This window comes from Pseudomonas sp. AA-38 (assembly GCF_029457475.1).
GTDB lineage: Bacteria > Pseudomonadota > Gammaproteobacteria > Pseudomonadales > Pseudomonadaceae > Aquipseudomonas.
Window position 1 is genome coordinate 3,004,585 of sequence record NZ_CP120359.1, and the last position, 23,452, is coordinate 3,028,036.

Here is a 23,452-nt window from a genome sequence, read left to right on the forward strand (position 1 = left end):
GCGGACGAGCTATGAAAAAACCGGCTTTCAAAGCCGGTTTTTTATTGCCTGCAAGAAGCCTGTCAGCCGACGAAACTGAGCAGCACCCCCGCCGCCACCGCCGAGCCGATCACCCCGGCCACGTTCGGCCCCATGGCGTGCATCAGCAGGAAGTTCTGCGGATTGGCCTCCAACCCTACCTTGTTCGACACCCGCGCCGCCATCGGCACCGCCGACACGCCCGCCGAGCCGATCAGCGGGTTGACCTTGTTGCTGCTGAACAGGTTCATCAGCTTGGCCATCAGCACCCCAGCCGCCGTACCGGCGCAGAACGCCAGCATGCCCAGCAACAGGATGCCCAGCGTCTTGAGCTGCAGGAAGGCTTCTGCCGACAGCTTCGAGCCCACGGTCAGGCCGAGGAAGATGGTGACGATATTGATCAGCGCGTTGCGCGAAGTATCGGCCAGACGCTCGACCACCCCGGCCTCGCGCAACAGGTTGCCGAGGGCGAACATACCGATCAGCGGCGCGGCATCGGGCAGCAGCAGACCGATGAGGATACACAGCACGATGGGGAAGACGATCTTCTCGGTCTGCCCCACCGGACGCAGTTGTTGCATGACGATGGCGCGTTCCTCCTTGGTAGTCAGCGCCCGCATGATCGGCGGTTGCAGCAGTGGCACCAGCGCCATGTAGGCATAGGCGGCAACGGCGATGGGGCCGAGCAGGTGCGGGGCCAGCTTGGAGGTGACGAAGATCGAAGTCGGCCCATCCGCCCCACCGATGATGGCGATGGACGCCGCCTCCTTGAGCGTGAACTCCATACCGGGAATGCCCAGCGCGGTGATCGCCAGGGCGCCGAGCAGCGTACCGAAGATGCCGAACTGCGCAGCGGCACCGAGCAGCAAAGTCTTGGGGTTGGCCAGCATCGGGCCGAAGTCAGTCATGGCCCCAACGCCAAGGAAGATCAGCAGCGGGAAGATGCTGGTAGGCAGCCCCACTTCGTAGATCAGGTGCAGGAACCCCGCCCCTTCGGCCATGTTGGCCACCGGGATGTTCGACAGCAGGCCGCCGAAGCCGATGGGGATCAACAGCAGAGGCTCGAAGCCCTTCCTGATGGCCAGGTAGATCAGCAGCATGCACACCGCGATCATGAAGGCCTGGCCCGGCTCCAGGTGATACAGGCCGGTGCTCTGCCAGAGCTTGAGCAGCTTGTCCATGATGCGCCCCTCAGCCGATGGTCAGCAGGCTGTCGCCCACTGCCACCGCATCACCGACCTTGACGTTGACGGCACCGATGGTGCCGGCCTTGAAGGCACGGATCTCGGTTTCCATCTTCATCGCCTCGAGGATGATCACCAGTTGCCCCTCCTCCACGGCCTGGCCTGGCTGTACCAGCACCTTGAAGATATTGCCGGCCAGCGGCGCCGCCTGCGGCTCACCGCCACCGGCCGTGGCCGTGGCCGTGGCCGCCGCGGGCGCGGCGCTCGAAGCAGCACCGATAGGCTTGATCCCCTCGATATCGCCACCCTCGTTGACCTGCACGACGAAGGACTTGCCATTGACCTCGACGGTATAGACCTCCGGCTTGCCAGCCTCGCGGGCAGGCGCTTCCTGGCCGGTGGGCGCCGGCTCGAAGGCCGCCGGGTTGCCACGGTTCTCCAGGAACTTCAGGCCGATCTGCGGGAACAGTGCGTAGGTCAGCACGTCGTCGATCTCGTCAGCGGCGAGCTTGATGCCCTTCTCCCGGGCGATGCCCCTGAGCTCGGCGGTGAGCTTGTCCATCTCGGCGTCCAGCAGGTCGGCCGGGCGGCAGGTGATGGCCTCGGCGCCATCGAGCACACGCGTCTGCAATTCGGCGTTGAAGGCAGCAGGTGCCGCACCGTACTCGCCCTTGAGCACGCCGGCGGTTTCCTTGGTGATGGACTTGTAGCGCTCGCCGGTAAGCACGTTGATCACCGCCTGGGTGCCGACGATCTGCGAGGTGGGCGTCACCAGCGGGATGAAGCCCAGGTCTTCGCGCACGCGCGGAATCTCGGCCAGCACCTGGTCGAACTTGTCCTGGGCGCCCTGCTCCTTGAGCTGGCTTTCCATGTTGGTGAGCATGCCGCCCGGCACCTGAGCCACCAGAATGCGCGAATCGACGCCCTTGAGGTTGCCCTCGAACTTCGCGTACTTCTTGCGCACCTTGCGGAAGTAAGCGGCGATTTCCTCCAGCAGCTCCAGATTGAGCCCGGTGTCGCGCTCACTACCCTGGAACATGGCCACCACCGACTCGGTCGGCGAGTGGCCGTAGGTCATCGACAACGAGGAGATGGCGGTGTCGACATTGTCGATACCGGCCTCCACCGCCTTGAGAATGGCCACCGAGGACAGCCCCGCCGTAGCGTGGCACTGCATGTGGATCGGAATGGCTAGGCTGGCTTTCAGACGCGACACCAGCTCGAACGCGGTGTAGGGGGTGAGGATGCCGGCCATGTCCTTGATCGCCACCGAGTCGGCGCCCATGTCCTCGATCTGCTTGGCCAGGTCGACCCACATCTCGAGGGTATGCACCGGGCTGGTGGTGTAGGAGATGGTGCCCTGGGCATGCTTGCCCTGCTGTTTGACGGCCTTGAGCGCGGTTTGCAGGTTGCGCGGATCGTTCATCGCATCGAACACGCGGAACACGTCAACGCCATTGATGGCCGCGCGCTCGACGAATTTTTCCACCACATCATCGGCGTAGTGGCGGTAGCCCAGCAGGTTCTGCCCACGCAGCAGCATCTGCTGGCGGGTGTTGGGCATGGCCTTCTTCAGCTCACGGATACGCTGCCAGGGGTCTTCACCCAGGTAACGAATGCAGGCATCGAAGGTGGCGCCCCCCCAGGACTCCACCGACCAGAAGCCAACCTGATCGAGCTTGGGCGCGATCGGCAGCATGTCCTCCAGACGCAGACGCGTCGCCAGGATCGACTGATGGGCGTCACGTAACACCACATCGGTAATGCCGAGTGCTTGTTTTACGGCAGTCATACAGGTGCTCCCTCTGTACCTGAATCAACCGCGACGGGCGCGGTGCTGGGCAATGGCGGATTGGATGGCGGCCAGCGTGTCCGCGTCCGGCACAGGATTGGCCGGCCGGGCACTGGGCACTGCAGAAGCAGCGGCGGGATTGGCGGCGGGCGACGCGAAGGTCGCGATAAGGCGTGACATCAGGCTGACCACCACGACCAGCATGATCAGAAAGACGAACACGAAACCCATGCCGAACAGCATGAGTTCGACACCCTCGAGCAACAGTTCACTGGGGGTCATCTTGGCTCCTTTGGCCAGCAGCTTGGTGGCTGCATTCATTATTGATCAGGAGCACCCAGGGTCAGCGCCTGGGCAAAGCTGCCGAACCTTAGCCTGAAACGAGCGTTTGAAGCAAACGCCAGAGAGGTCTGCGTAGTGACCACTACCCAAGAAGGAGGCAGGCTCTATGGCGGCGCTCAGGAGACCGAGCGCACTGTGGTATCGACCGCTGGCGCCAGGGCGAGAAGCTGTTTGAAATGGCGCGTTTCATCACCAGGCGTGCGCCCGAACAGACGCTTGAACTCACGACTGAACTGCGACGGGCTCTCATAGCCAACGCGCTGCGCCGCACTGATCGCGCTCATGTCGCTGCGAATCATCAGCAGGCGCGCCTGATGCAAGCGTATGGCCTTGAGGTACTGCAGCGGCGAGCGACTGGTCATCGCCTTGAAGTGCACATGAAAGGCCGGCACGCTCATGCTGGCGATTTCGGCCAGCGCAGGCACATCGAGCGATTCCTGATAATCGCGGTGAATGCGCTGCAGAACGCGCGCGATGCGGCCGAAATGGCTGTTCTGTGCCAAGGTCGCGCGCAAACCACTACCCTGCTCGCCCTGCAGCACGCGAAAGACGATCTCGCGCACGATCGATGGCCCGAGCAGACGCACCTCGTCCGGATCGGCCAACGCCTCCAGCAGGCGCAGTGTCGCGTCGCTCAGGCGTGCATCCATTGGGCTGGAATACAGCATTGCCGGCGTATTGGCCGGGGGCTCGTCCAGATCCATCACCAGTTCGGCCACCAGCAGCGGATCGACCCGGAGCGCCACCCCCAGCATGGGCTCCTCGGCAGTCGCCTCGGTTTCGATGGAGAACGGCAAAGGCAGCGCCAGCACCAGATAGTGCTGCGCATCGTAGACGTAGAGATTGCCGTCGTGCAGCCCGCGCTTGCGCCCTTGAATCACGATCACGATGCTCGGCTCGTACAACGCCGGCGTCACCGGTAGCGGCCGATCGGAACGCATGTAGGTGACGCCATCGAGCTGCGCCGCGGTATAGCCCTCCTCCGGGGCCAGGCGCAGCATCAACTCGACCATGCGCTGCTTCATGCTCTCGGAACTCGCATGCATGCCTCAGACACTCGCTCGTGATGAATACCGGCACATTGTAGAGAGCGCTCAATAGGAATAGGCAATATCGAAAGAGTAACGAGACTTAGCAGACGCCCTACCCCTGCCTAGCATGAAGGCTCCATAACGCAACGGAGACCGACATGAGCAAAGTCATCCTCATCACCGGCGCCAGCAGCGGCATCGGCGAAGCCATTGCCAGACACCTCGCCAGCCTGGGCCATCAGGTGGTACTCGGCGCCCGACGCATCGAACGCCTGCAGATACTCGTGCAAGAGCTGCAGGCACAAGGTCTGAGGGCGTCCTGCCGAGCTCTCGACGTCAGCCAGTTGGATGACATGCAGGCCTTCGTCGAATATGCCGAGGCCCACCACGGTCCTGTCGACGTCATCGTCAACAACGCCGGGATCATGCCGCTATCACCGCTCAACGCGCTGAAGGTGGACGAGTGGAACCGCATGCTCGACGTCAATGTACGGGGCGTGCTGCATGGCATCGCCGCCGTGCTGCCGGGCATGGAAGCACGCGGGCACGGCCAGGTGATCAACATTGCCTCCATCGGTGCACACGCCGTATCCCCCACTGCTGCGGTGTACTGCGCCACAAAGTACGCGGTCTGGGCCATATCCGAGGGCCTGCGCCAGGAGAGCGAGCGCATCCGCGTCACCACCATCTGCCCCGGCGTGGTCGAGTCCGAGCTGGCCGACAGCATCACCGACGCCAGTGCCCGCGATGCGATGAAGGCTTTCCGCCGTATCGCCATCACCCCGGACGCCATTGCCCGCGCGGTGGCCTATGCAGTCGAACAGCCCGACGACGTCGACGTCAGCGAAGTCATCGTGCGCCCCACCGCCAGCCCCCATTGATGGAGACCACCATGTCAACGAAGAACACCGTCGCGACACTGCTAATCAGCGGTGCCTTGCTACCCAGCGCGGCAATGGCGCAATCCGAGAACCCGCATCCTTACGTAGGCATGTGGGTAACAGACGACGGCCATGTCCGCCATGAGCTGTTGGCCAATGGCCGTTATGACGAGGCACGCGGCAATCGCGAAAGCGCCTATCAGGGCAACTACCGTGTCATCGGCAACCATATCGACTACGTCGACGACACCGGTTTTACCGCTGATGGTGAATTCATCAACGACGTGCTCTACCACGGCGGCATGGTACTGCGCCGCAAAAGCAACCCAATTGACGAATAACGTTATCCGTCAGCCAAGGAAAAAAGCCCATGAACATGCACAAGATCATCGCCGCATTGCTACTGAGCGCATCCCTCTGCCTCCCGGCCTGGGCAACTGACAACACCGCTGCCAATCAGGCCCTGATTCAGAAAGCCTTCGATGATTGGCGCGCAGGTCAAGGCGGCATCTTCCAGTTGCTGGCCGATGATGCCGTCTGGGTCGTGGCCGGCAGCAGCCCGTACTCCGGGACTTACCCCACGCGAGAGGCGTTCATGGAGGATGCAGTCAAACCCATCACTGACAAACTGGCCACGCCCATCGTGCCCACCGTCCGCCAGATCGTGGCGCAAGGGCCTTACGTGGTCGTGCACTGGGATGGCCAGGCGACCGCCAAGGACGGCAGCCGCTACGAGAACAGCTACTCCTGGCACATGCAGTTGGAAAATGGCCGGATCACACGGGTCACGGCCTTTCTCGATACCTGGCGGCTGGTCGAGCTGATGAACTGATTACAACAGGAAGATCGTGGCCAATCCGAGGAAAATGAAGAAGCCGCCGCTGTCAGTCATGGCGGTGATCATCACGCTGGCCCCCATGGCCGGGTCGCGCCCCAGGCGCGCCAGGGTCATGGGGATCAGCACTCCCATCAGCGCCGCCAGCAGCAGGTTGAGGGTCATCGCTGCGGTCATCACCACACCCAGCGACCAGCTACCGTAGAGGCCATAGGCAACGGCGCCGATCACCCCACCCCAGAGAATGCCGTTGATCAGGGACACCCCCAATTCCTTGCGCAGCAGGCGTTTGGTATTGCCGGTGCTGACCTGATCCAGTGCCATGGCGCGGACGATCATGGTGATGGTCTGGTTGCCGGAGTTGCCACCGATACCGGCGACGATGGGCATCAGCGCCGCCAGCGCCACCAGCTTCTCGATCGAGCCCTCGAACAGACCGATTACCCGCGAAGCAACGAAAGCCGTGACCAGGTTGATCGCCAGCCACGCCCAACGGTTACGCACCGACTTCCACACCGAGGCGAAGATGTCCTCCTCCTCACGCAGACCGGCCATGTTCAGCACTTCGCTTTCGCTTTCCTCACGGATCAGGTCGACCATCTCATCGATGGTCAGACGGCCGATCAGCTTGCCGTTCTTGTCCACCACGGGAGCGGAAATCAGGTCATAACGCTCGAAAGCCTGGGCCGCGTCGTAGCCGTCCTCGTCGGGATGGAAACTCACCGGATCGTCGGCCATCACCTCGCCGACCTGCTTCTCCGGATCGTTGACCAGCAGGCGCTTGATCGGCAACACGCCCTTGAGCACACCGTCGTAGTCGACCACGAACAGCTTGTCGGTATGCCCTGGCAGCTCCTTGAGGCGGCGCAGGTAGCGCAGCACCACTTCCAGGCTGACGTCCTCGCGGATGGTGACCATCTCGAAGTCCATCAGCGCGCCAACCTGATCCTCCTCGTAGGACAGGGCCGAACGCACGCGCTCGCGCTGCTGGGCATCGAGCGTCTCCATCAGTTCGTGAACGACGTCACGCGGCAGTTCCGGCGCCAGATCGGCCAGTTCATCGGCATCCATGTCCTTGGCGGCCGCAAGAATCTCGTGATCGTCCATGTCAGCGATCAGGGTTTCGCGCACCGCGTCGGACACTTCCAGCAGGATGTCGCCGTCCCGCTCGGCCTTGACCAGTTGCCAGACGGTCAGACGGTCGTCCAGCGGCAAGGCTTCGAGGATGTGGGCGATGTCGGCGGGGTGCACATCGTCGAGCTTGCGTTGCAGCTCGGCGAGATTCTGCCGGTGTACCAGGCTCTCGACCCGGTCTCTGTGCTGGCCTTCCTGACGATGGGTCAGGTCTTCCACCAGCTTGTGCCGATGCAGCAGTTCGATCACCTGGGCCAGGCGATCCTGCAGGCTCTCTTGCGGCTTCTTGGCTTCTACTTCGGTCATGGCGCGCTCCACCCCCAGTTGGCGGGCACGCCAAAGGGGATCAATCAGGTCTTACACGATTGTTCGAGGGGAGTATTGAGTAACTACTGGGTAAGTCCATGGTGGTATTCCACAAGCCCCGGCGGGGCTGACACGGCAAATGATAACACCGCAAAACAGCTTTGTACGTGACAAAAGCGCGGCAAGAACAATTGCTTGCGCTACAAACTTCGATCTCGCATGAAAACTTGGCTATGCGACGCCGGCCACCTCCGCCAGGACACCTTGGTAAGAGCGAAAAAACGGTTTAGGCTGAAACAGGTAAACGTCACGGAGGACGACTCATGCGCGGATCGCACCTTGCAGCGCTACTGGCCGCTGCGCTTCTCTCCCCTATTCAAGACAGCTCGGCGACCAGCGTGTTCCGCTGCGTGGACGCCGGCGGCCATGTCACCTTCACCCTCCATGGCTGCGAGAGCGACCAGCAACAGCACCTGCAGGAGGCGCAAAACCTCACTCCCAGCAGCGGCAAGGCGATTCCACTGGCAGATCCCTCTCGTCACTCCGGACGCAAACATGCCAATTCACCGGAGGTGGTGACAGTCGGCCAACAGGACGACGGCTGCGGCAATCTGCTGACAAGCCGTGAAAAACGCCAGGCGATCATCCGCAAGGAGGTTCGCCCAGGCATGAGTCTGGCCGATGTGGAAAGCAGCCTGGGCAAGCCGGACAGGATCACCCGCCATAACGGCAGGCAGCGTTATCACTACGATGACAAGCGCGGCAACCGCCAGCAGGTCAACTTCGACGCGTCTGGCTGCGTGAAGAAATAGCACACAAAGAAAAAGGGCCTGCAGTGATGCAGGCCCTTTTGGGTATGGCGGACTCAGGAGGATTCGAACCTCCGACCGCTCGGTTCGTAGCCGAGTACTCTATCCAGCTGAGCTATGAGTCCATTAAAGATCACCCGAATGCCAACAAGCTTTCATGCGACCTTTATGGTGTTTTTAGACCAGACCACCACTGGTTGAAGCAAAATGGCTTGCATCGCTGCAACGCCATTGAATATGGCGGACTCAGGAGGATTCGAACCTCCGACCGCTCGGTTCGTAGCCGAGTACTCTATCCAGCTGAGCTATGAGTCCGTTGAAGATCACTCGAAAGCTACGCTTTCATGCGACCTTGATGGTGGTTTTAGGCCAGATCACCACTGGCTGAAACAAAATGGCTTGCAGCGATGCAAGCCATTTGAATATGGCGGACTCAGGAGGATTCGAACCTCCGACCGCTCGGTTCGTAGCCGAGTACTCTATCCAGCTGAGCTATGAGTCCGTTACAGATCACTCGAAAGCTACTGCGCTTGGTTATGCTTCGTTGAAACCGAACTCAGAATGCTCATTTAGAAAACTAAACTGCGCTTCTTCGCTCGCTTTCGCCTCGCCTACCCTTCGCTCGCTACGCTTTCGCGAGATCTTTGGTGCTTTTATACCAGATCACCTCTGGTTGATTCGCCAGCCTGGCAACCGCCCGGCTCGCTGAATAATGGCGGAGAAGGGGGGATTCGAACCCCCGACACCCTTTTGAGGTGTACTCCCTTAGCAGGGGAGCGCCTTCGGCCACTCGGCCACCTCTCCGCAACACGGGGCGCATGATAACCATGTTTTCCCCGTTTGCAAACAAAAATTTGTAGAAAAATTAGTGGCTTGGTTCGTCACCCTTCTCTTTCTGGATGCGTTGGTAGATTTCCTCACGGTGCACGGCAACCTCTTTCGGCGCATTGACACCAATGCGCACCTGGTTACCTTTCACACCCAACACGGTGACAGTCACATCATCACCAACCATCAGGGTCTCTCCAACCCGGCGAGTCAGAATCAGCATTCCTTTCTCCTCACGAATTACATTTCAGGACAACACGTCTGCAAAAAGAAAAATGGTGTCGGCTTCCTGCTCATTCAAGCCAGCAAGCGTCTACCCAAGTATTGACCAGCTCGCGTAGAAATAAAGTTCCCGCGTACCAGTCAAAAAGACGAAAGGCGCGGAACCAGCCGCGCCTTTCGGATCGATGCATCAGTCACCCTGTCGAGCCGGGGCGTCGAGCTCGAAAGCCGTGTGCAGGGCACGCACGGCCAGTTCCAGGTATTTTTCCTCGATGACCACGGATACCTTGATCTCGGAGGTGGAGATCATCTGGATGTTGATGGTCTCCTTGGCCAGGGCCTCGAACATGCGACTGGCGACACCGGCATGGGAGCGCATGCCGACACCGACGATGGACACCTTGGCGATGTTGGTGTCCCCCACCACTTCACGGGCGCCCAGTTCGTCAGCGGTCTTCTGCAACACGCTCAGGGCGTTGTTGTAGTCGTTGCGGTGCACGGTGAAGGTGAAGTCGGTGGTGTTATCGTGCGAGACGTTCTGCACGATCATGTCCACTTCGATGTTGGCGGCGCTGATCGGGCCGAGAATCTTGAAGGCGATGCCGGGGATATCCGGTACCCCACGGATGGTCAGCTTGGCTTCGTCGCGATTGAAAGCGATGCCGGAAATGATCGGCTGTTCCATGGATTCCTCTTCATCAAGGGTAATGAGGGTGCCCGGCCCCTCCTGGAAGCTGTGCAGGACGCGCAGCGGGACATTGTACTTGCCGGCGAATTCCACCGAGCGGATCTGCAGCACCTTGGAGCCGAGGCTGGCCATTTCCAGCATTTCCTCGAAGGTGATCTTCTCCAGACGCTGGGCCTTGGGCACCACGCGCGGGTCGGTGGTGTAGACGCCATCGACATCGGTGTAGATCTGGCACTCATCGGCCTTCAACGCCGCCGCCAGGGCCACGCCGGTGGTGTCGGAACCGCCACGCCCCAGGGTGGTGATGCTGCCGTGCTCGTCGACGCCCTGGAAGCCGGCGACGACGACGACACGCCCGGCCTTGAGGTCGGCACGAATCTTCTGATCATCGATCTGCAGAATACGCGCCTTGTTGTAGGCGCTGTCGGTGAGGATGCGCACCTGGTTGCCGGTGTAGGACACCGCCGGCACGCCGCGCTTGATCAGCGCCATGGCCAGCAGGGCGATGGTCACCTGCTCACCGGTGGACACCATCACATCCAGCTCACGCGGTACCGGCTCGCCGTCGGTGATCTGCTTGGCAAGATCGATCAGACGGTTGGTCTCGCCACTCATGGCGGACACCACGACGACGATGTCGTCACCTTTCTCGCGGAACTTCTTTACCTTCTCGGCCACCTGCTGGATACGCTCGACGGTGCCGACGGAGGTGCCCCCAAACTTCTGTACGATCAAAGCCATTTCAAAAAGCCGCCTGATTCCTCGAAGGGCGCCCATTAAACCCGCATCGGGTCACACTGCCAAGGCCTGCCGGACGCACTGCTGGCCTCGCTTTCACGCTACTTGCAAGACGATACCCACGTTAACTCGCCGATGCCTGTACAGGAGCGAACTCATTGATGAAATTCGCGCCCGCACCAAGCCATGTCAGGACGCAGGCATCCCGGGTCACGAGGCCTGTTCGACCAGAGCAGCCGCCAAGGACAGCGCCTCGTCCAGCTTGCCAGCGTCGACGCCGCCACCCTGAGCCATGTCCGGACGACCACCGCCCTTGCCGCCCACGGCTGCTGCTGCCTGGCGCATCAGGTCACCCGCCTTGAGCCTGGAGGTCAGATCCTGGGTCACGCCAGCGACCAGCACAACCTTTTCCTCGAACACGCCGCCGAGCAGGATCACCGCGCTGCCCAGCTTGTTCTTGAGCTGGTCGACCAGTGCCAGCAGCGCCTTGCCATCCAGGCCATCGAGACGCGCAGCCAGCACCTTGGTGCCCTTGACGTCCACGGCCGATGCGGCCAGATCGTTACCGGCTGCGCTGGCGGCCTTGGCCTTGAGCTGCTCCAGTTCCTTTTCCAGCTGGCGGTTACGCTCGATCAGCGCCGACAGTTTGTCCAGCACGTTGTCGCGGTTGCCCTTGACCAGCGAGGCGGCTTCCTTGAGCTGTTCTTCGGCGCCATTGAGGTAAGCCAGCGCGGCTGCACCGGTGACCGCCTCGATACGACGCACGCCGGCCGCTACGCCACCTTCGCTGACGATCTTGAACAGACCGATGTCGCCAGTGCGGGCCACGTGGGTACCGCCGCACAGCTCGACGGAGAAATCGCCGCCCATGCTCAGCACACGTACCTGATCGCCGTACTTCTCGCCGAACAGCGCGGTCGCGCCTTTGGCCTTGGCGGTTTCGATGTCGGTGATTTCAGTCTCTACCGGCGTGTTCTCGCGCACCACGCGATTGACGATGTCCTCGAGCTGCTTGATCTGCTCGGGCTTGATCGCCTCGAAGTGACTGAAGTCGAAGCGCAGGCGCTGGCTATTGACCAGCGAGCCCTTCTGCTGCACGTGCTCGCCCAGCACCTGGCGCAAGGCTTCGTGCAGCAGGTGAGTGGCCGAGTGGTTCAGCGCCGTGGCCTGGCGCACCTCGGCATCGACCTCGGCCTTGACGCTGGCGCCAACACTCAGGCCGCCCTTGGCCACCACACCGTGGTGCAGGAAGGCGCCGCCAGCCTTGGTGGTGTCACGCACGTCGAAGCGCACGCCGGCACCTTCCAGATAGCCGCAGTCGCCGATCTGGCCACCGGATTCGGCGTAGAACGGGGTCTGATCCAGCACCACCACGCCCTCCTCGCCTTCGGCGAGGCTGTCCACGGCGCTGCCGGCCTTGAACAGGGCGATGATCTTGCCGCTGCCGCTGGTGCCTTCGTAGCCGAGGAAACGGGTGTCGGCGTCGACCTTGACCAGCGCGTTGTAATCCATGCCGAAGGCGCTGGCGGAACGGGCGCGCTCGCGCTGCGCTTCCATCTCGCGCTCGAAGCCTTCTTCGTCCACCGACAGCTCGCGCTCGCGGGCGATGTCGGCAGTCAGGTCGACCGGGAAGCCATAGGTGTCGTACAGCTTGAACACGACCTCGCCAGGAATGACAGTGCCCTTGAGCTCGGCCAGATCCTGCTCGAGTATCTTCAGGCCCTGTTCCAGGGTCTTGGCGAACTGCTCTTCCTCGGTCTTCAGCACGCGCTCGATATGCGCCTGTTGCTGTTTGAGTTCGGGGAAGGCGTCACCCATCTCGGCCACCAGGGCAGCGACGATCTGGTAGAAGAAGCTGCCCTTGGCGCCCAGCTTGTTGCCGTGACGGCAGGCACGCCGCACGATGCGGCGCAGCACGTAGCCACGGCCTTCGTTGGACGGGGTCACGCCGTCGGCGATCAGGAAGCTGCAGGAACGAATGTGGTCGGCGACCACTTTCAGCGAGGCCTGGCCTTCGTTGGTGCAGCCAATGGCCTTGGCCGAAGCGGCCAGCAGGTTCTGGAACAGGTCGATCTCGTAGTTCGAGTTGACGTGCTGCAGCACGGCGCTGATGCGCTCCAGGCCCATGCCGGTGTCCACGCTCGGCGCCGGCAGCGGGTGCAGTACGCCGTCCGCAGTGCGGTTGAACTGCATGAAGACGTTGTTCCAGATCTCGATGTAGCGGTCGCCGTCCTCTTCCGGGCTGCCGGGTGGGCCGCCCCAGATGTGCTCGCCGTGGTCGAAGAAGATCTCGGTGCACGGGCCGCACGGGCCGGTATCCCCCATGGCCCAGAAGTTGTCGGAGGCATAGGGCGCCCCCTTGTTGTCACCGATGCGGATCATGCGCTCGGTGGGGATGCCGACTTCCTTGGTCCAGATGTCGTAGGCCTCGTTATCGGTGGCATAGACAGTGACCCAGAGCTTTTCCTTGGGCAGGTTCAGCCACTTCTCGGAGGTGAGGAATTCCCAGGCGTAATGGATGGCATCGCGCTTGAAATAGTCGCCGAAGCTGAAGTTGCCCAGCATCTCGAAGAAGGTGTGGTGGCGCGCGGTGTAGCCGACGTTTTCCAGGTCGTTGTGCTTGCCGCCGGCACGCACGCACTTCTGGCTGGTGGTAGCGCGGGTGTAGACGCGCTTTTCCAGGCCCAGGAAGCAGTCCTTGAACTGGTTCATGCCTGCGTTGGTGAACAGCAGGGTCGGGTCGTTCGCCGGAATCAACGAGCTGGAAGCGACACGGGTGTGCCCTTTTTCTTCGAAGAAGCTCAGGAAGGCTTCACGGATTTCTGCGCTTTTCATAGGGGATATCCACGGAATCAGGCGGCTACGGCAGAGCCGGCGAAGTGACAACCTAGCGAGCGAAGGTCAGCCAAGGCAGAAGGCAGCGAGGAGGCAGAATTCACAGCCTGTGAATGAGCATTCCGAGCCGATTCCCAACGCAGCATGACCGGGCGCAACGGTTATCACGCAGTCTGCAAAGGGACGCATTATATCGGCCCTGTCGCCCGCGGCTAGTGCCCTGTTGATAGGCGACAGCTATGAACCGTCCCTTTCTTGCTCAATGGTCACGGAAAGCGGCGAAGGCCTCGATCACCCGCTCGATACCTTCGGCACCGACATCCAAGTGGGTGATCAGGCGCAGGCGCGGTGCGGCGACGACGGCGATGCGGCGCTCGGCCATGAAGGCCTTGATCCGCGCGGCCCGCTCGCCAAGCTGCACGTAGACCATGTTGGTCTGCACCGGCTCGACACTGTAGTCCAGCTCGCGCAGTGCTTCGCCCAGGTGCGCGGCCTTGGCATGATCCTCGGCCAGGCGCTCGACCTGGTGTTCCAGGGCATAGAGCCCGGCTGCCGCCAGCAGGCCCGCCTGGCGCATGCCGCCGCCGACCATCTTGCGCAGGCGCCGGGCCTTGGCGATCAACTCTTCGCTGCCACAGAGCACCGAGCCGACCGGCGCACCGAGCCCCTTGGACAGGCATACCGACACGGAGTCGAAATACTGGGTGATCTGGCGTGCCGGCACCTGCAGCTTGACTGCCGCATTGAACAGGCGCGCGCCATCCAGATGCAGACTCAGGCCACGTCGACGAGTCAGCTCGCGCGCGGCGGCCAGATAGTCGAGCGGCAACACCTTGCCCTGCATGGTGTTTTCCAGTGTCAGCAGGCGGGTGCGGGCGAAATGGAAGTCGTCCTGCTTGATCGCCGCCTCCACCTTGGCCAGATCCAGCGAGCCATCGTCTTCGGCGTCGATCGGCTGCGGCTGGATGGAACCGAGCACGGCGGCGCCACCGCCCTCGTATTTGTAGGTGTGCGCCTGCTGGCCGACGATGTATTCGTCACCGCGCTCGCAGTGCGCCATCAGGCCCAGCAGGTTGCTCATGGTGCCGGTGGGCACGAACAGTGCCGCGGCAAAGCCCAGTTCCTTGGCCAGCCAGCTTTCCAGGCGGTTGACGGTAGGATCCTCGCCATACACATCGTCACCCAGTTCGGCGGTGAGCATGGCCTCGCGCATGGCGGCGGTGGGCTGGGTGACGGTATCGCTACGCAGGTCGATCAGATGCATGGCAGGCATTCCCGGCTTCTGGCGAAAAAGCCCATGCTAAAGAGGCTGCCCGGACAGTGAAAGATACAGTTGTGCGATAAAGCAACTGGCCGACACCGTAGCCCGGATGCAATCCGGGGAAAATGTGCCGGCCATCCCCGGATTGCATCCGGGCTACAGCACGCCGGCGCCATCGTCGGGAACGATGAGGATGCCGGCGCGCAGGCCGTTCCTGACCTTGGGATTGGGAAAGATGATGCGCTCGCCCTCTCCCTGCACCACCCAGCGCGTGCCGGCGATGTCTTCGGCCAGGAGATACCCGGGCTCCAGCTCAGTGAAGTTCTCGATGTCCGCCGGCAGGTGCAACTGGAAGCTGTCGCTGTGTTTGATGATCTCGCGCGATACGGCGAACAGTTGCAGGCCATCGAGGCTAGTCCCGTCGCTCGTCATTTCACGCCCCTCGATCAAGTCGTGCAGAGCGCCTTCCAGCAGCCCGAGGTTGATCCGCTGGTTCTGCCCGAAGGCGCGCGCCTTGCCCAGCTCCAGGGTAAAGGCCTCGGCACCGAGCTGCGCATATGTGTAGGCGCTGAAGGTACTCGATGCCTTGTTCTGCAGCAGCACCGCCTCGATCCCGGCGGCGCGCAGGCGCTGCAGCTCGCGACGGGAATGAGCGCGACCCTCCTGCCAGGGATAGAGGGCGAACTGCTCGATCTTCGAGCCACGCATGGCGGTGTGCAGGTCGTAGTGCAGCCGCATGCGCCCCGTTGCCTTGCCGAAGAAGGTGGCAGCCAGATGCTCCAGGTCGCAGGCACGAATCGCCTCGAAGCCGCTGGCCTGTTCGTGATGACCACTGAACAGGCGGTTGATGTCCTGTTCCACGTAGCGCTCGCCGCGGCGCATGGCCTCGGGGTTACCGAACAGGAAAAGCATGCGTGCCGCCGGATGCAACTCGTTGCGCGCGATGCCACGCAGCAGACGGTCGAGCAGCTCGATAGGCGCAGTTTCGTTACCGTGGATGCCGGCCGACAGCAGCAGGTCGAGGCCAGTGTCACGGGCAGCCGGCGGAGTGACCTCCAGCGCACCTTCGTCCAGCCATCGCAGGCGCGTGCCGTCGGGTGTCAGTTGAATCTTCGCCGACGGCTCATGGCCGGCCAGGGTCAGTTCAAGCAGTTTGCCGAGGGCAAGCATGGCGACTCCTTGGTTCGCAGCATTCTTGTAGGGGCGAGCGAACAAGCGTTTTCGCTCACCCCTACCAGGCTCGATCAGTGATTGCAGTCCGGACCATGCACGTGATCGTCGTCACCGGCATCGACCGCCTCCATTTCCAGCTGCAGGCTGACCAGATTGGTGGCCTGCGGGCGCAGCAGCAGGTTGGCGTACTCGGTATCGCCCTCCTCGACGTCGACACCGATCAGCAACTGATCGCCAACGGCCTGAATCCATACCTCCTTGCCCTGCCAGACCACGGCGAAGCGGGTGCAGGAGGTTTCTAGCTGAGTGCCGTCGGTATCTTCGAGAATCAGTTGCAGGGACATGAAACAGCTCCTAGTTACAAGCTTCAAGCTGCAAGACAAGCTGACACTTGCAGCTTGAGGCTTGGAGCTTGTCGCTAATTCAGTTCAATTGGAAAGGATAGACCGAGCCCAGTTTAAGGATCTGCGTCAGTTCATCCAATGCCGTGCGGCATTCGTACAGCAGTTGTGGGTCGGCCAGGTCGGCTTCGCTCAGGCGGTCACGGTAGTGCCTGTCGACCCAAGCCACCAGGCGCTCGTGCAGCCCAGCCGTCATCACCACACCCGGATTGACCGCCGCCAGCTCAGCTTCGTTCAGCGCCACACGCAGACGCAGGCAGGCCGGGCCACCACCGTTCTGCATACTCTGCTTGAGGTCGAACACACGCACCTCGCGGATCGGCCCGCCACTGACGGTGAGCTGTTCGAGGTAGCGCCAGACGCTGGCGTTGTGACGGCACTCCTCCGGTACCACCAGCAGCATGCTGCCATCGGCGCGAGTCAGGAGTTGGCTGTTGAACAGATACGAGCAAACCGCATCCTGCACGCTGACCGCCGCAGTCGGCACACACACCGCCTGGAGGTTGCCACCGCGTCGGGCCAGCTTGTCGCTCAGTTCGGCCAGCACCTGGTCGCTGTGGAGAAAGGCGTCCTGGTGATAGAACAGCACCTCACCGTTGCCCACGGCGATCACGTCGTTGTGGAACACGCCCTGATCGATCACTGCCGGATTCTGCTGAGCGTAGACCACCCCCGCCTCGCTCAAGCCATGCAGGCGTGCCACCGCCTGGCTGGCCTCCAGGGTCTGCCGCGCCGGGTAACGGGCCGGTGCCGGGTAGCGGGTGTCGAAGGCGCTGCGCCCGTAGACGAAGAACTCCACGCCGGCAGCGCCATAATCCTTGCAGAAGCGCGTGTGGTTGGCCGCCCCCTCGTCGCCGAACTGCGCCACCGCCGGCAGCGCCGGGTGATGGGCGAAGTGCGCCTCGTCGGCGAACATGGCCTGCAGCACGCGGCTGGTGGTGGGGTGCTCGATCGAGCGGTGGAACTTGCAATTGAGGTTGGCGGCGGTGAAGTGCACGCGGCCATCGGCGGTGTCGGCACTGGGGCTGACGGTACAGGCATTGGCCGTCCACATGCTCGAGGCCGAGCAACTCGCCACCAGCAACGGCATGGCCTCGCGTGCGGCGCGCTGGATCACGTCGACATCACTGCCGCTGAAGCCCAAACGGCGCAGTTCGGCGACGGCCGGGCGCTCCTGCGGGGCCAGCACGCCCTGCTTGAAGCCCATGTCCATCAGCGCCTTCATCTTCGCCAGGCCCTGCTTGGCGGCTTCCTTGGGGTTGGAGGCCGCCTGGCCGTTGCTTTGCGAGGCGACGTTACCGTAGGACAGCCCACCGTAGTTGTGGGTCGGCCCGACCAGGCCGTCGAGGTTCATCTCATAGGCAGGCATCAGAGGCTCACTCCTGGACTCAAGGTCGCAGGCAGCGCCAGGCTTTCGCTTTCCAGCGAGGCCACCGGATAGGCGCAATAGTCCGCGGCGTAGTAAGCGCTGGGGCGATGGTTGCCGGAGGCGCCGATGCCGCCGAACGGCGAGCTGCTGGCGGCGCCGGTGAGCGGCTTGTTCCAGTTGACGATGCCGGCGCGGCTGTGCAGCCAGAAGCGCTCGAAGCGCGCCCGCGAATCGGACAGCAGCCCAGCAGCCAGACCATAGGCGGTGGCGTTGGCCTCGGCGAGGGCGGCCTCGAAATCGCTGTAGCGGATCACCTGCAGCAACGGGCCGAAGAATTCCGCATCCGGACGCTCAGCCAGCGCCGTGACATCGAGGATGCCGGGTGTGAGCAGCGCCGCATCGGCCTGCGGCTGGGTCATCGCCAGCAGCGCCGTGGCGCCACCGGCCAGCAGCTCCCGCTGCGCCTGCAACAACTGCGCGGCGGCCTGCAGGGAAATCACCGTTCCCATGAAAGGTGCCGGTTGCGCATCGAAACGGCCGACGCCAAGCTGCCCGGCCACCTGCACCAGGCGCGCCAGCAAGGCATCGCCCCACTCTCCTGCGGGCACCAGCAGGCGCCGCGCGCAGGTACAGCGCTGGCCGGCGCTGATGAAGGCCGATTGCACGATGGTATAGACAGCGGCCTCGACATCGGCCACCTGATCGACGATCAAGGGATTGTTGCCACCCATCTCCAGCGCCAGGATCTTCTCCGGGCGCCCGGCGAACTGCGCATGCAACAGGTTGCCGGTACGGCTGGAGCCGGTGAAGAACAGCCCATCGATGCCATCATGACCGGCCAGGGCGATGCCGGTGCCACGCCCGCCCTGCAGCAGATTGAGCACGCCCGCCGGCAGCCCCGCCGCAATCCAGCACTTGACCGTCAGCTCGGCCACCTTCGGGGTCAGCTCGCTGGGCTTGAACAGCACGCAGTTGCCGGCCAGCAGCGCCGGCACGATATGGCCATTGGGCAGATGCCCCGGAAAATTGTAGGGGCCGAACACCGCCACCACGCCATGAGGTTTGTGCCGCAGCACGCTGCTGGCGTCGGCCACCTGCCCGCGTTTCTCGCCGGTGCGTTCGCGATAACCCTGGATGGAGATGGCTACCTTGCCGATCATGCTGCTGACCTCGGTGGCCGCTTCCCACAGCGGCTTGCCGGTTTCTTCGCCGATGGCCTGCGCCAGGGACTCGGCCTGATCCTTGAGCTGCACGGCGAAGCGCTCGAGCATGGCGATACGGGCGTCCAGCGACTGCCCGGCCCAGGCCGGAAAGGCCTGGCGCGCAGCCGTCACAGCGGCATCGACCTGTTCGGTCGTGGCGCCGTGCCCCTGCCAGAGCACGGCCTGGCTGAACGGGTCGAGCGACTGCAGCGGCTCGCCAAGCCCCGCCAGCCACTGGCCGGCGATATAGTGAGTGCTCATTGTATTTTTCACTCCACGCATTCACGGCCGGCAGGCTGACCGGCCCGGTACAGTTTTTTCAGCCGCCGGCTGCCAGCGGCACGGCACGTACCAGGTCACCGGCGGACATGCGCAGGCGCTTGGCAGTCAATGGCGCCACCACCAGGGTACCGGCGGCCACCCGCGCCGGGCCGACGGTGATGCGGCAGTCGTAGCCCTTGCGGTTGTGCACCAGATAGGGCACTGCGTCGTCACCCGGCGTGCCGATGGCCAGCACCAGTTGCTGACTGTCACGTACGGCGCGAATCTTCGCGGTTTCCGCCTCGATGGCCGGCCCGGCATCGAAGATGTCGACATAACCCTGATAGCTGAAGCCCTCGGCCTTGAGCATGGTCAGCGCCGGCTCGGTATCTGGGTGCACACGGCCGATCACCGCGCGCGCCTCCGCCGAGAGGAAGCAGGTATAGAGCGGGAACTTGGGCATCAGCTCAGCGATGAAGGCCTTGTTGCCAACGCCAGTGAGGTAGTCGGCCTGGGAGAACTCCATCTTGAAGAAGTGCCGCCCCAGGCTTTCCCAGAACGGTGAACGGCCGTGCTCGTCGGACATGCCGCGCATCTCGGCGATCACCTTGTCGCTGAACAACTCGCGGAACTCGGCGATGAACAGAAAGCGCGCCTTGGACAGCAGGCGGCCATTGATCCCGGTACGGTGATCGGCATGCAGGAACAGGGAGCACAGCTCGCTGTTGCCGGTCAGATCGTTGGCCATGAACAGGGTCGGAATCTGCCGATGGATGTTCAGCGCCTGCGAGGCATTGACGGTCAGACCGACGCGGTAGTTGTACCAGGGCTCGCGCAGGCCCACGGCGCCCGCCACGGCAGAGATGCCGAGCACCTGGCCGGCATCGTCCTCGAGCACGAACAGGTAATCGGCGTCGGCACGCTCGGCCTCGCCACGGAAGGTCTTTTCCGCCCAGACGACACGCTGCGCCAGACGCGCCTCATTGGCCGGCAAGGTGGTCAGGCCGGCGCCGGTACTGCGTGCCAGGTCGATCAGAGCCGGCAAATCGGCACTGCGCACGGGACGAACGATCATTGGATCCTCCGGATCAAGCTATTAGCTTCAAGCGACAAGCTACAAGTCAGAAGCCAGGCTGGCTTGCCGCTTGGAGCTTGGGGCTTGCCGCTTCGATTCAAACCGCCACCAAACGCACGCTGCCGCCCTCGCCCACGCTCAGCACTTCGGCGGCTTCGGCGCTGAGGGTCACGGGTTTGCCCGGCACCCAGTCCAGCGTGGCGACGATGGCGCGAAAATCCTGCAACTGGCCATTGCTCACCAGGTACTGCCGGCCAGCCTGCGCGCCCTCGCCGATGAGCACCGGCACCAGGCGGCTCTGGGCGATGCTGCGGATACCCGAGGTGCGCGCATGCAGGGTCGGCCCGCCGTCGAAGATATCGATGTAGTGGTCGGTCTCGAAGCCATCACGCATGAGGATGTCGAAGGTGATCTGCGCCCGCGGGTGCACCTGGCCCATGGCCTCCTGCGCCGCGTCCGGCAACAGTGGCACGTAGATGGGGTAATGCGGCATCAGCTCGGCGAGGAAGGTGCGACTGCGCAAACCGCACAAGCGCTCGGCCTCGGCATAACTCATGTCGAAGAAGTTGCGTCCCACGGCGTCCCAGAACGGCGACTCGCCATGCTCGTCGCTGTGGCCGACGATCTCCACCACCACCGCGTCGGCGAAGCGCTCGGGGTGGCTGGCCATGAACAGTAGGCGGCCACGGGAGTTGAGCTCGGCGAACGCCGTGGACACCAGCGAGCGCTCGACATAGAAGCTGGTGAGCAGGCTGTTGCCGGTGAGGTCGTGGCACAGCGAGAGCACGTGGATCTTGTTGTGGATCTTCAGCTCGCGGGAGTGGTGCACGAAGGTTTCGTTGCGAAAGCTGTAGAACGGCTCGGAATAACCGGCCGAGGCGACGATGCCCGAGCAGCCGACCAGGCGCCCACTGACGGTATCTTCGAGGACGAAGAAATAGGTTTCCTCACCATTGAAGCTGACCTCGGCAGCGAAGGATGACTCCGACGCGCCGATCTTGTCACCCAGGCGGCCGGCATCGTCCGGCAACGAGGTGACCCCGACCGGGCTGTCGGCAGCCAGCCGCTGCACCTCGGCCAGATCCGCCATTTGCGCGGGGCGCATCACCAGCATGGGGCACTCCTTCTCAACAGGGAATCGGTAAGGCGGCGACACGGGCCCAAGCCGCGGCTGTGCGGCTCGAACCCTTGCCTGGGGCTACTCAGGCCGCCGTCAGCTTGCTCAGCGCACGCTCGAAACGAACCAGGCCTTCTTCGATATCGACGTCCTCGACCACCAGGCTCGGGGCGAAACGCACCACGTCCGGGCCAGCCTGCAGCACCATCAGGCCTTCGGCCGTGGCGGCATCGAGTACCTGCTTGGCCTGCCCCTTCCACTTGTCATTGAGCACGCAACCGAGCAGCAGGCCCATGCCGCGCACCTGCTCGAACAGGCCGTACTGCTGGCCGAGGGCCTCCAGGCGGCTCTTGAAACGCGCGCTCCGGGCCTTGACGCCATCGAGCGTCTCGCGGGTATTGACGATGTCCAGCACCGCCTCGCCCACGGCGCAGGCCAGCGGGTTGCCGCCGTAGGTGGTGCCATGGGTGCCAGGGGAGAAATGCTTGGCCAGTTCGGTGGTGGTAAGCATCGCCGCGATGGGGAAACCGCCGCCCAGGCTCTTGGCGCTGGAGAGGATGTCCGGCACCACGCCGTAATGCATGTAGGCGAACAGTTCGCCGCTGCGACCCATGCCGCTCTGCACCTCGTCGAACACCAGCAGCGCATCGTGCGCATTGCACAGCGCGCGGGCACCTTCCAGATAAGCCTTGTCCGCCGGCAGCACCCCGCCCTCGCCCTGGATCGGCTCCAGCACCACGGCGCAGGTCTTGTCGGAGATGGCCGCCTTCAGCGCCTCCAGATCATTGTAAGGAACATGGGTGATGCCCTGGATCTTCGGCCCGAAACCGTCGGAATACTTCGGCTGGCCGCCGACGCTGACGGTGAACAGAGTGCGCCCGTGGAAGCTGTTGGTGGCCGCGATGATCTCGTGCTTGTCCGCGCCGAAACGGTCATGGGCGACACGCCGGGCCAGCTTGAATGCGGCCTCGTTGGCCTCGGCGCCGGAGTTGCAGAAGAACACGCGCTCGGCGAAGGTGGCCTCCACCAGCTTCTTGCCTAGGCGCAGGGTCGGCTCGTTGGTGAACACGTTGGAGATGTGCCACAGGGTATTGGCCTGCTCGGTCAAGGCTGCTACCAGCGCCGGGTGGCAGTGACCGAGCACGTTGACGGCGATGCCGCCGGCGAAGTCGATCAGCTCGCGACCGCTCTGATCCCAGACTCGCGACCCCAGGCCGCGCACCGGGACGAAGGCAGCAGGGGCGTAGTTGGGGACCATGAACTGGTCGAAATCGGCGCGTTGCACCGCATCGTGCTGAACGGACATCGAAGCTCTCCTGATGAGAAATACCGGCCGCCCGGGCAGCCAGAAGGCCCGTAACGACAGGGAATGCCAAGGATTGTAGGGGCTGATTCGGGGTCGGCCTTGTGCTCATGCGACATGTTCTTACAGCGCCACCCCAGGTTTCCCGCGGGTTTTCGTCAAAGCGACAGAAAACGTCGGAAAGGCGCAGTGTAAACGCAGTTAAGCGCTGCGGTGCAGGGGCCAGGGAAAAATCTGCGCAGGCTGACCAGCCTATTGACGCGATTTCATCCTGATGCGATTCATTCAAGCGGTGCGGCCATTGCCGACCAATGGATGGCGGGCCTTGAACGCGTCAGCGTCCTGAGTCGTGATGGGTCTGGGCAGTGATCGCCCAAAAGGTTCTTCGCGGAGTTTCGGGGGGAGATCAGTTTTGATACTGGACTGGCAAGTTTGTGTGTTGGCTTACTGGTGTTCTGAACGCCGCTTCGGTGTGTTCAGAAACTCCTTGTTTCGCCCCCTCGGGCGACTCACTTTTCTTTGAACTCGGATTGCCGCCCAGCGCAAAGAAAAGTAAGCAAAAGAAACGCCCCCGCCATCCGGAACTAGGCGTCCCCGTCATGCTTCGCTCGACTTCCCTCACTCCGGCATTGCTCCGGGGTCGGCTT

20 protein-coding genes and 4 tRNA genes are annotated in these 23,452 nt (G+C 63.0%); 4 read left to right on the forward strand and 20 right to left on the reverse strand.

The window, feature by feature from the left end; translation table 11 throughout:
- Positions 1 to 62 precede the first annotated feature (62 nt).
- From PVE35_RS13750 to PVE35_RS13765, 4 genes are all read right to left on the reverse strand, one after another.
- Entirely contained in the window at positions 63 to 1,199 is a 1,137-nt protein-coding gene (locus PVE35_RS13750; protein ID WP_268183310.1) for a sodium ion-translocating decarboxylase subunit beta, read from the reverse strand.
- Between the two features lie 10 nt (positions 1,200 to 1,209).
- Complete coding sequence (gene oadA / locus PVE35_RS13755; protein ID WP_277372127.1) at positions 1,210 to 2,994, reverse strand: sodium-extruding oxaloacetate decarboxylase subunit alpha; 1,785 nt, start codon at positions 2,992 to 2,994, stop codon at positions 1,210 to 1,212.
- A gap of 24 nt (positions 2,995 to 3,018) precedes the next feature.
- Positions 3,019 to 3,276, reverse strand: coding sequence for an OadG family protein (locus PVE35_RS13760; RefSeq protein WP_268184261.1), 258 nt, complete (start codon positions 3,274 to 3,276; stop codon positions 3,019 to 3,021).
- A 176-nt stretch (positions 3,277 to 3,452) separates the two neighbouring features.
- Entirely contained in the window at positions 3,453 to 4,382 is a 930-nt protein-coding gene (locus PVE35_RS13765; RefSeq protein WP_277372128.1) for an AraC family transcriptional regulator, read from the reverse strand.
- 143 nt (positions 4,383 to 4,525) lie between these two features.
- On the opposite strand from PVE35_RS13765, the gene PVE35_RS13770 reads away from it, so the two are divergent.
- Genes PVE35_RS13770 through PVE35_RS13780 form a run of 3 tightly spaced genes read left to right on the forward strand, consistent with a single transcriptional unit; the run spans position 4,526 to position 6,080 of the window.
- Positions 4,526 to 5,248, forward strand: coding sequence for an SDR family oxidoreductase (locus PVE35_RS13770; protein WP_268183302.1), 723 nt, complete (start codon positions 4,526 to 4,528; stop codon positions 5,246 to 5,248).
- Positions 5,249 to 5,259: 11 nt separating this feature from the next.
- Positions 5,260 to 5,589, forward strand: coding sequence for an Atu4866 domain-containing protein (locus tag PVE35_RS13775; protein ID WP_277372129.1), 330 nt, complete (start codon positions 5,260 to 5,262; stop codon positions 5,587 to 5,589).
- A gap of 29 nt (positions 5,590 to 5,618) precedes the next feature.
- Positions 5,619 to 6,080 carry a nuclear transport factor 2 family protein gene (locus PVE35_RS13780; protein ID WP_277372130.1) on the forward strand — a complete coding sequence of 154 codons (462 nt, stop codon included), beginning with the start codon at positions 5,619 to 5,621 and terminating at the stop codon, positions 6,078 to 6,080.
- Here PVE35_RS13780 and mgtE read toward each other — a convergent pair whose 3' ends face one another.
- Positions 6,081 to 7,523, reverse strand: a complete 1,443-nt coding sequence (gene mgtE, locus PVE35_RS13785) for a magnesium transporter (protein WP_268183297.1) — start codon at positions 7,521 to 7,523, stop codon at positions 6,081 to 6,083.
- 323 nt (positions 7,524 to 7,846) lie between these two features.
- Here mgtE and PVE35_RS13790 point away from each other — a divergent pair, with 323 nt between their 5' ends.
- Entirely contained in the window at positions 7,847 to 8,335 is a 489-nt protein-coding gene (locus PVE35_RS13790; RefSeq protein WP_268183295.1) for a DUF4124 domain-containing protein, read from the forward strand.
- Positions 8,336 to 8,380: 45 nt separating this feature from the next.
- Here PVE35_RS13790 and PVE35_RS13795 read toward each other — a convergent pair.
- The 15 genes from PVE35_RS13795 to PVE35_RS13865 all read right to left on the reverse strand — a co-directional run bounded on the left by PVE35_RS13795 (position 8,381) and on the right by PVE35_RS13865 (position 22,808).
- Positions 8,381 to 8,457, reverse strand: a tRNA-Arg gene (locus PVE35_RS13795).
- Positions 8,458 to 8,570: 113 nt separating this feature from the next.
- A tRNA-Arg gene (locus PVE35_RS13800) sits at positions 8,571 to 8,647 on the reverse strand.
- Between the two features lie 110 nt (positions 8,648 to 8,757).
- Positions 8,758 to 8,834: transfer RNA gene (locus PVE35_RS13805), tRNA-Arg, on the reverse strand.
- Positions 8,835 to 9,045: 211 nt separating this feature from the next.
- Positions 9,046 to 9,136, reverse strand: a tRNA-Ser gene (locus PVE35_RS13810).
- Between the two features lie 61 nt (positions 9,137 to 9,197).
- Entirely contained in the window at positions 9,198 to 9,383 is a 186-nt protein-coding gene (csrA, locus tag PVE35_RS13815) for a carbon storage regulator CsrA (RefSeq protein ID WP_003244478.1), read from the reverse strand.
- Positions 9,384 to 9,572: 189 nt separating this feature from the next.
- Positions 9,573 to 10,811, reverse strand: coding sequence for an aspartate kinase (locus tag PVE35_RS13820; protein ID WP_277372131.1), 1,239 nt, complete (start codon positions 10,809 to 10,811; stop codon positions 9,573 to 9,575).
- Between the two features lie 207 nt (positions 10,812 to 11,018).
- The gene (gene alaS, locus PVE35_RS13825) at positions 11,019 to 13,643 is read right to left on the reverse strand and encodes an alanine--tRNA ligase (protein WP_277372132.1); all 2,625 of its coding nucleotides are present in this window, start codon (positions 13,641 to 13,643) and stop codon (positions 11,019 to 11,021) included.
- Positions 13,644 to 13,902: 259 nt separating this feature from the next.
- Positions 13,903 to 14,907: a low-specificity L-threonine aldolase gene (gene ltaE, locus PVE35_RS13830; RefSeq protein WP_268183289.1), complete on the reverse strand. Its 1,005-nt coding sequence runs from the start codon at positions 14,905 to 14,907 to the stop codon at positions 13,903 to 13,905.
- Between the two features lie 153 nt (positions 14,908 to 15,060).
- Positions 15,061 to 16,074 carry a succinylglutamate desuccinylase gene (gene astE, locus PVE35_RS13835; RefSeq protein WP_268183288.1) on the reverse strand — a complete coding sequence of 338 codons (1,014 nt, stop codon included), beginning with the start codon at positions 16,072 to 16,074 and terminating at the stop codon, positions 15,061 to 15,063.
- A gap of 74 nt (positions 16,075 to 16,148) precedes the next feature.
- Positions 16,149 to 16,421, reverse strand: a complete 273-nt coding sequence (locus PVE35_RS13840; protein WP_268183286.1) for a topoisomerase II — start codon at positions 16,419 to 16,421, stop codon at positions 16,149 to 16,151.
- Between the two features lie 79 nt (positions 16,422 to 16,500).
- Positions 16,501 to 17,847 carry an N-succinylarginine dihydrolase gene (gene astB, locus PVE35_RS13845; protein ID WP_277372133.1) on the reverse strand — a complete coding sequence of 449 codons (1,347 nt, stop codon included), beginning with the start codon at positions 17,845 to 17,847 and terminating at the stop codon, positions 16,501 to 16,503.
- Positions 17,847 to 19,310 (reverse strand): succinylglutamate-semialdehyde dehydrogenase, encoded by a 1,464-nt coding sequence (gene astD, locus PVE35_RS13850; RefSeq protein WP_277372134.1) that lies wholly within the window; start codon positions 19,308 to 19,310, stop codon positions 17,847 to 17,849. Before astD ends, astB begins: the two co-directional genes overlap by 1 nt.
- Positions 19,311 to 19,368: 58 nt before the next feature.
- A complete protein-coding gene (astA, locus tag PVE35_RS13855; protein ID WP_277372135.1) occupies positions 19,369 to 20,385 on the reverse strand; it encodes an arginine N-succinyltransferase in 1,017 nt (338 codons plus the stop codon).
- 97 nt (positions 20,386 to 20,482) lie between these two features.
- Positions 20,483 to 21,499, reverse strand: coding sequence for an arginine/ornithine succinyltransferase subunit alpha (aruF, locus tag PVE35_RS13860; RefSeq protein WP_268183278.1), 1,017 nt, complete (start codon positions 21,497 to 21,499; stop codon positions 20,483 to 20,485).
- Between the two features lie 88 nt (positions 21,500 to 21,587).
- Positions 21,588 to 22,808, reverse strand: coding sequence for an aspartate aminotransferase family protein (locus PVE35_RS13865; protein ID WP_277372136.1), 1,221 nt, complete (start codon positions 22,806 to 22,808; stop codon positions 21,588 to 21,590).
- Between the last annotated feature and the right edge of the window lie 644 nt (positions 22,809 to 23,452).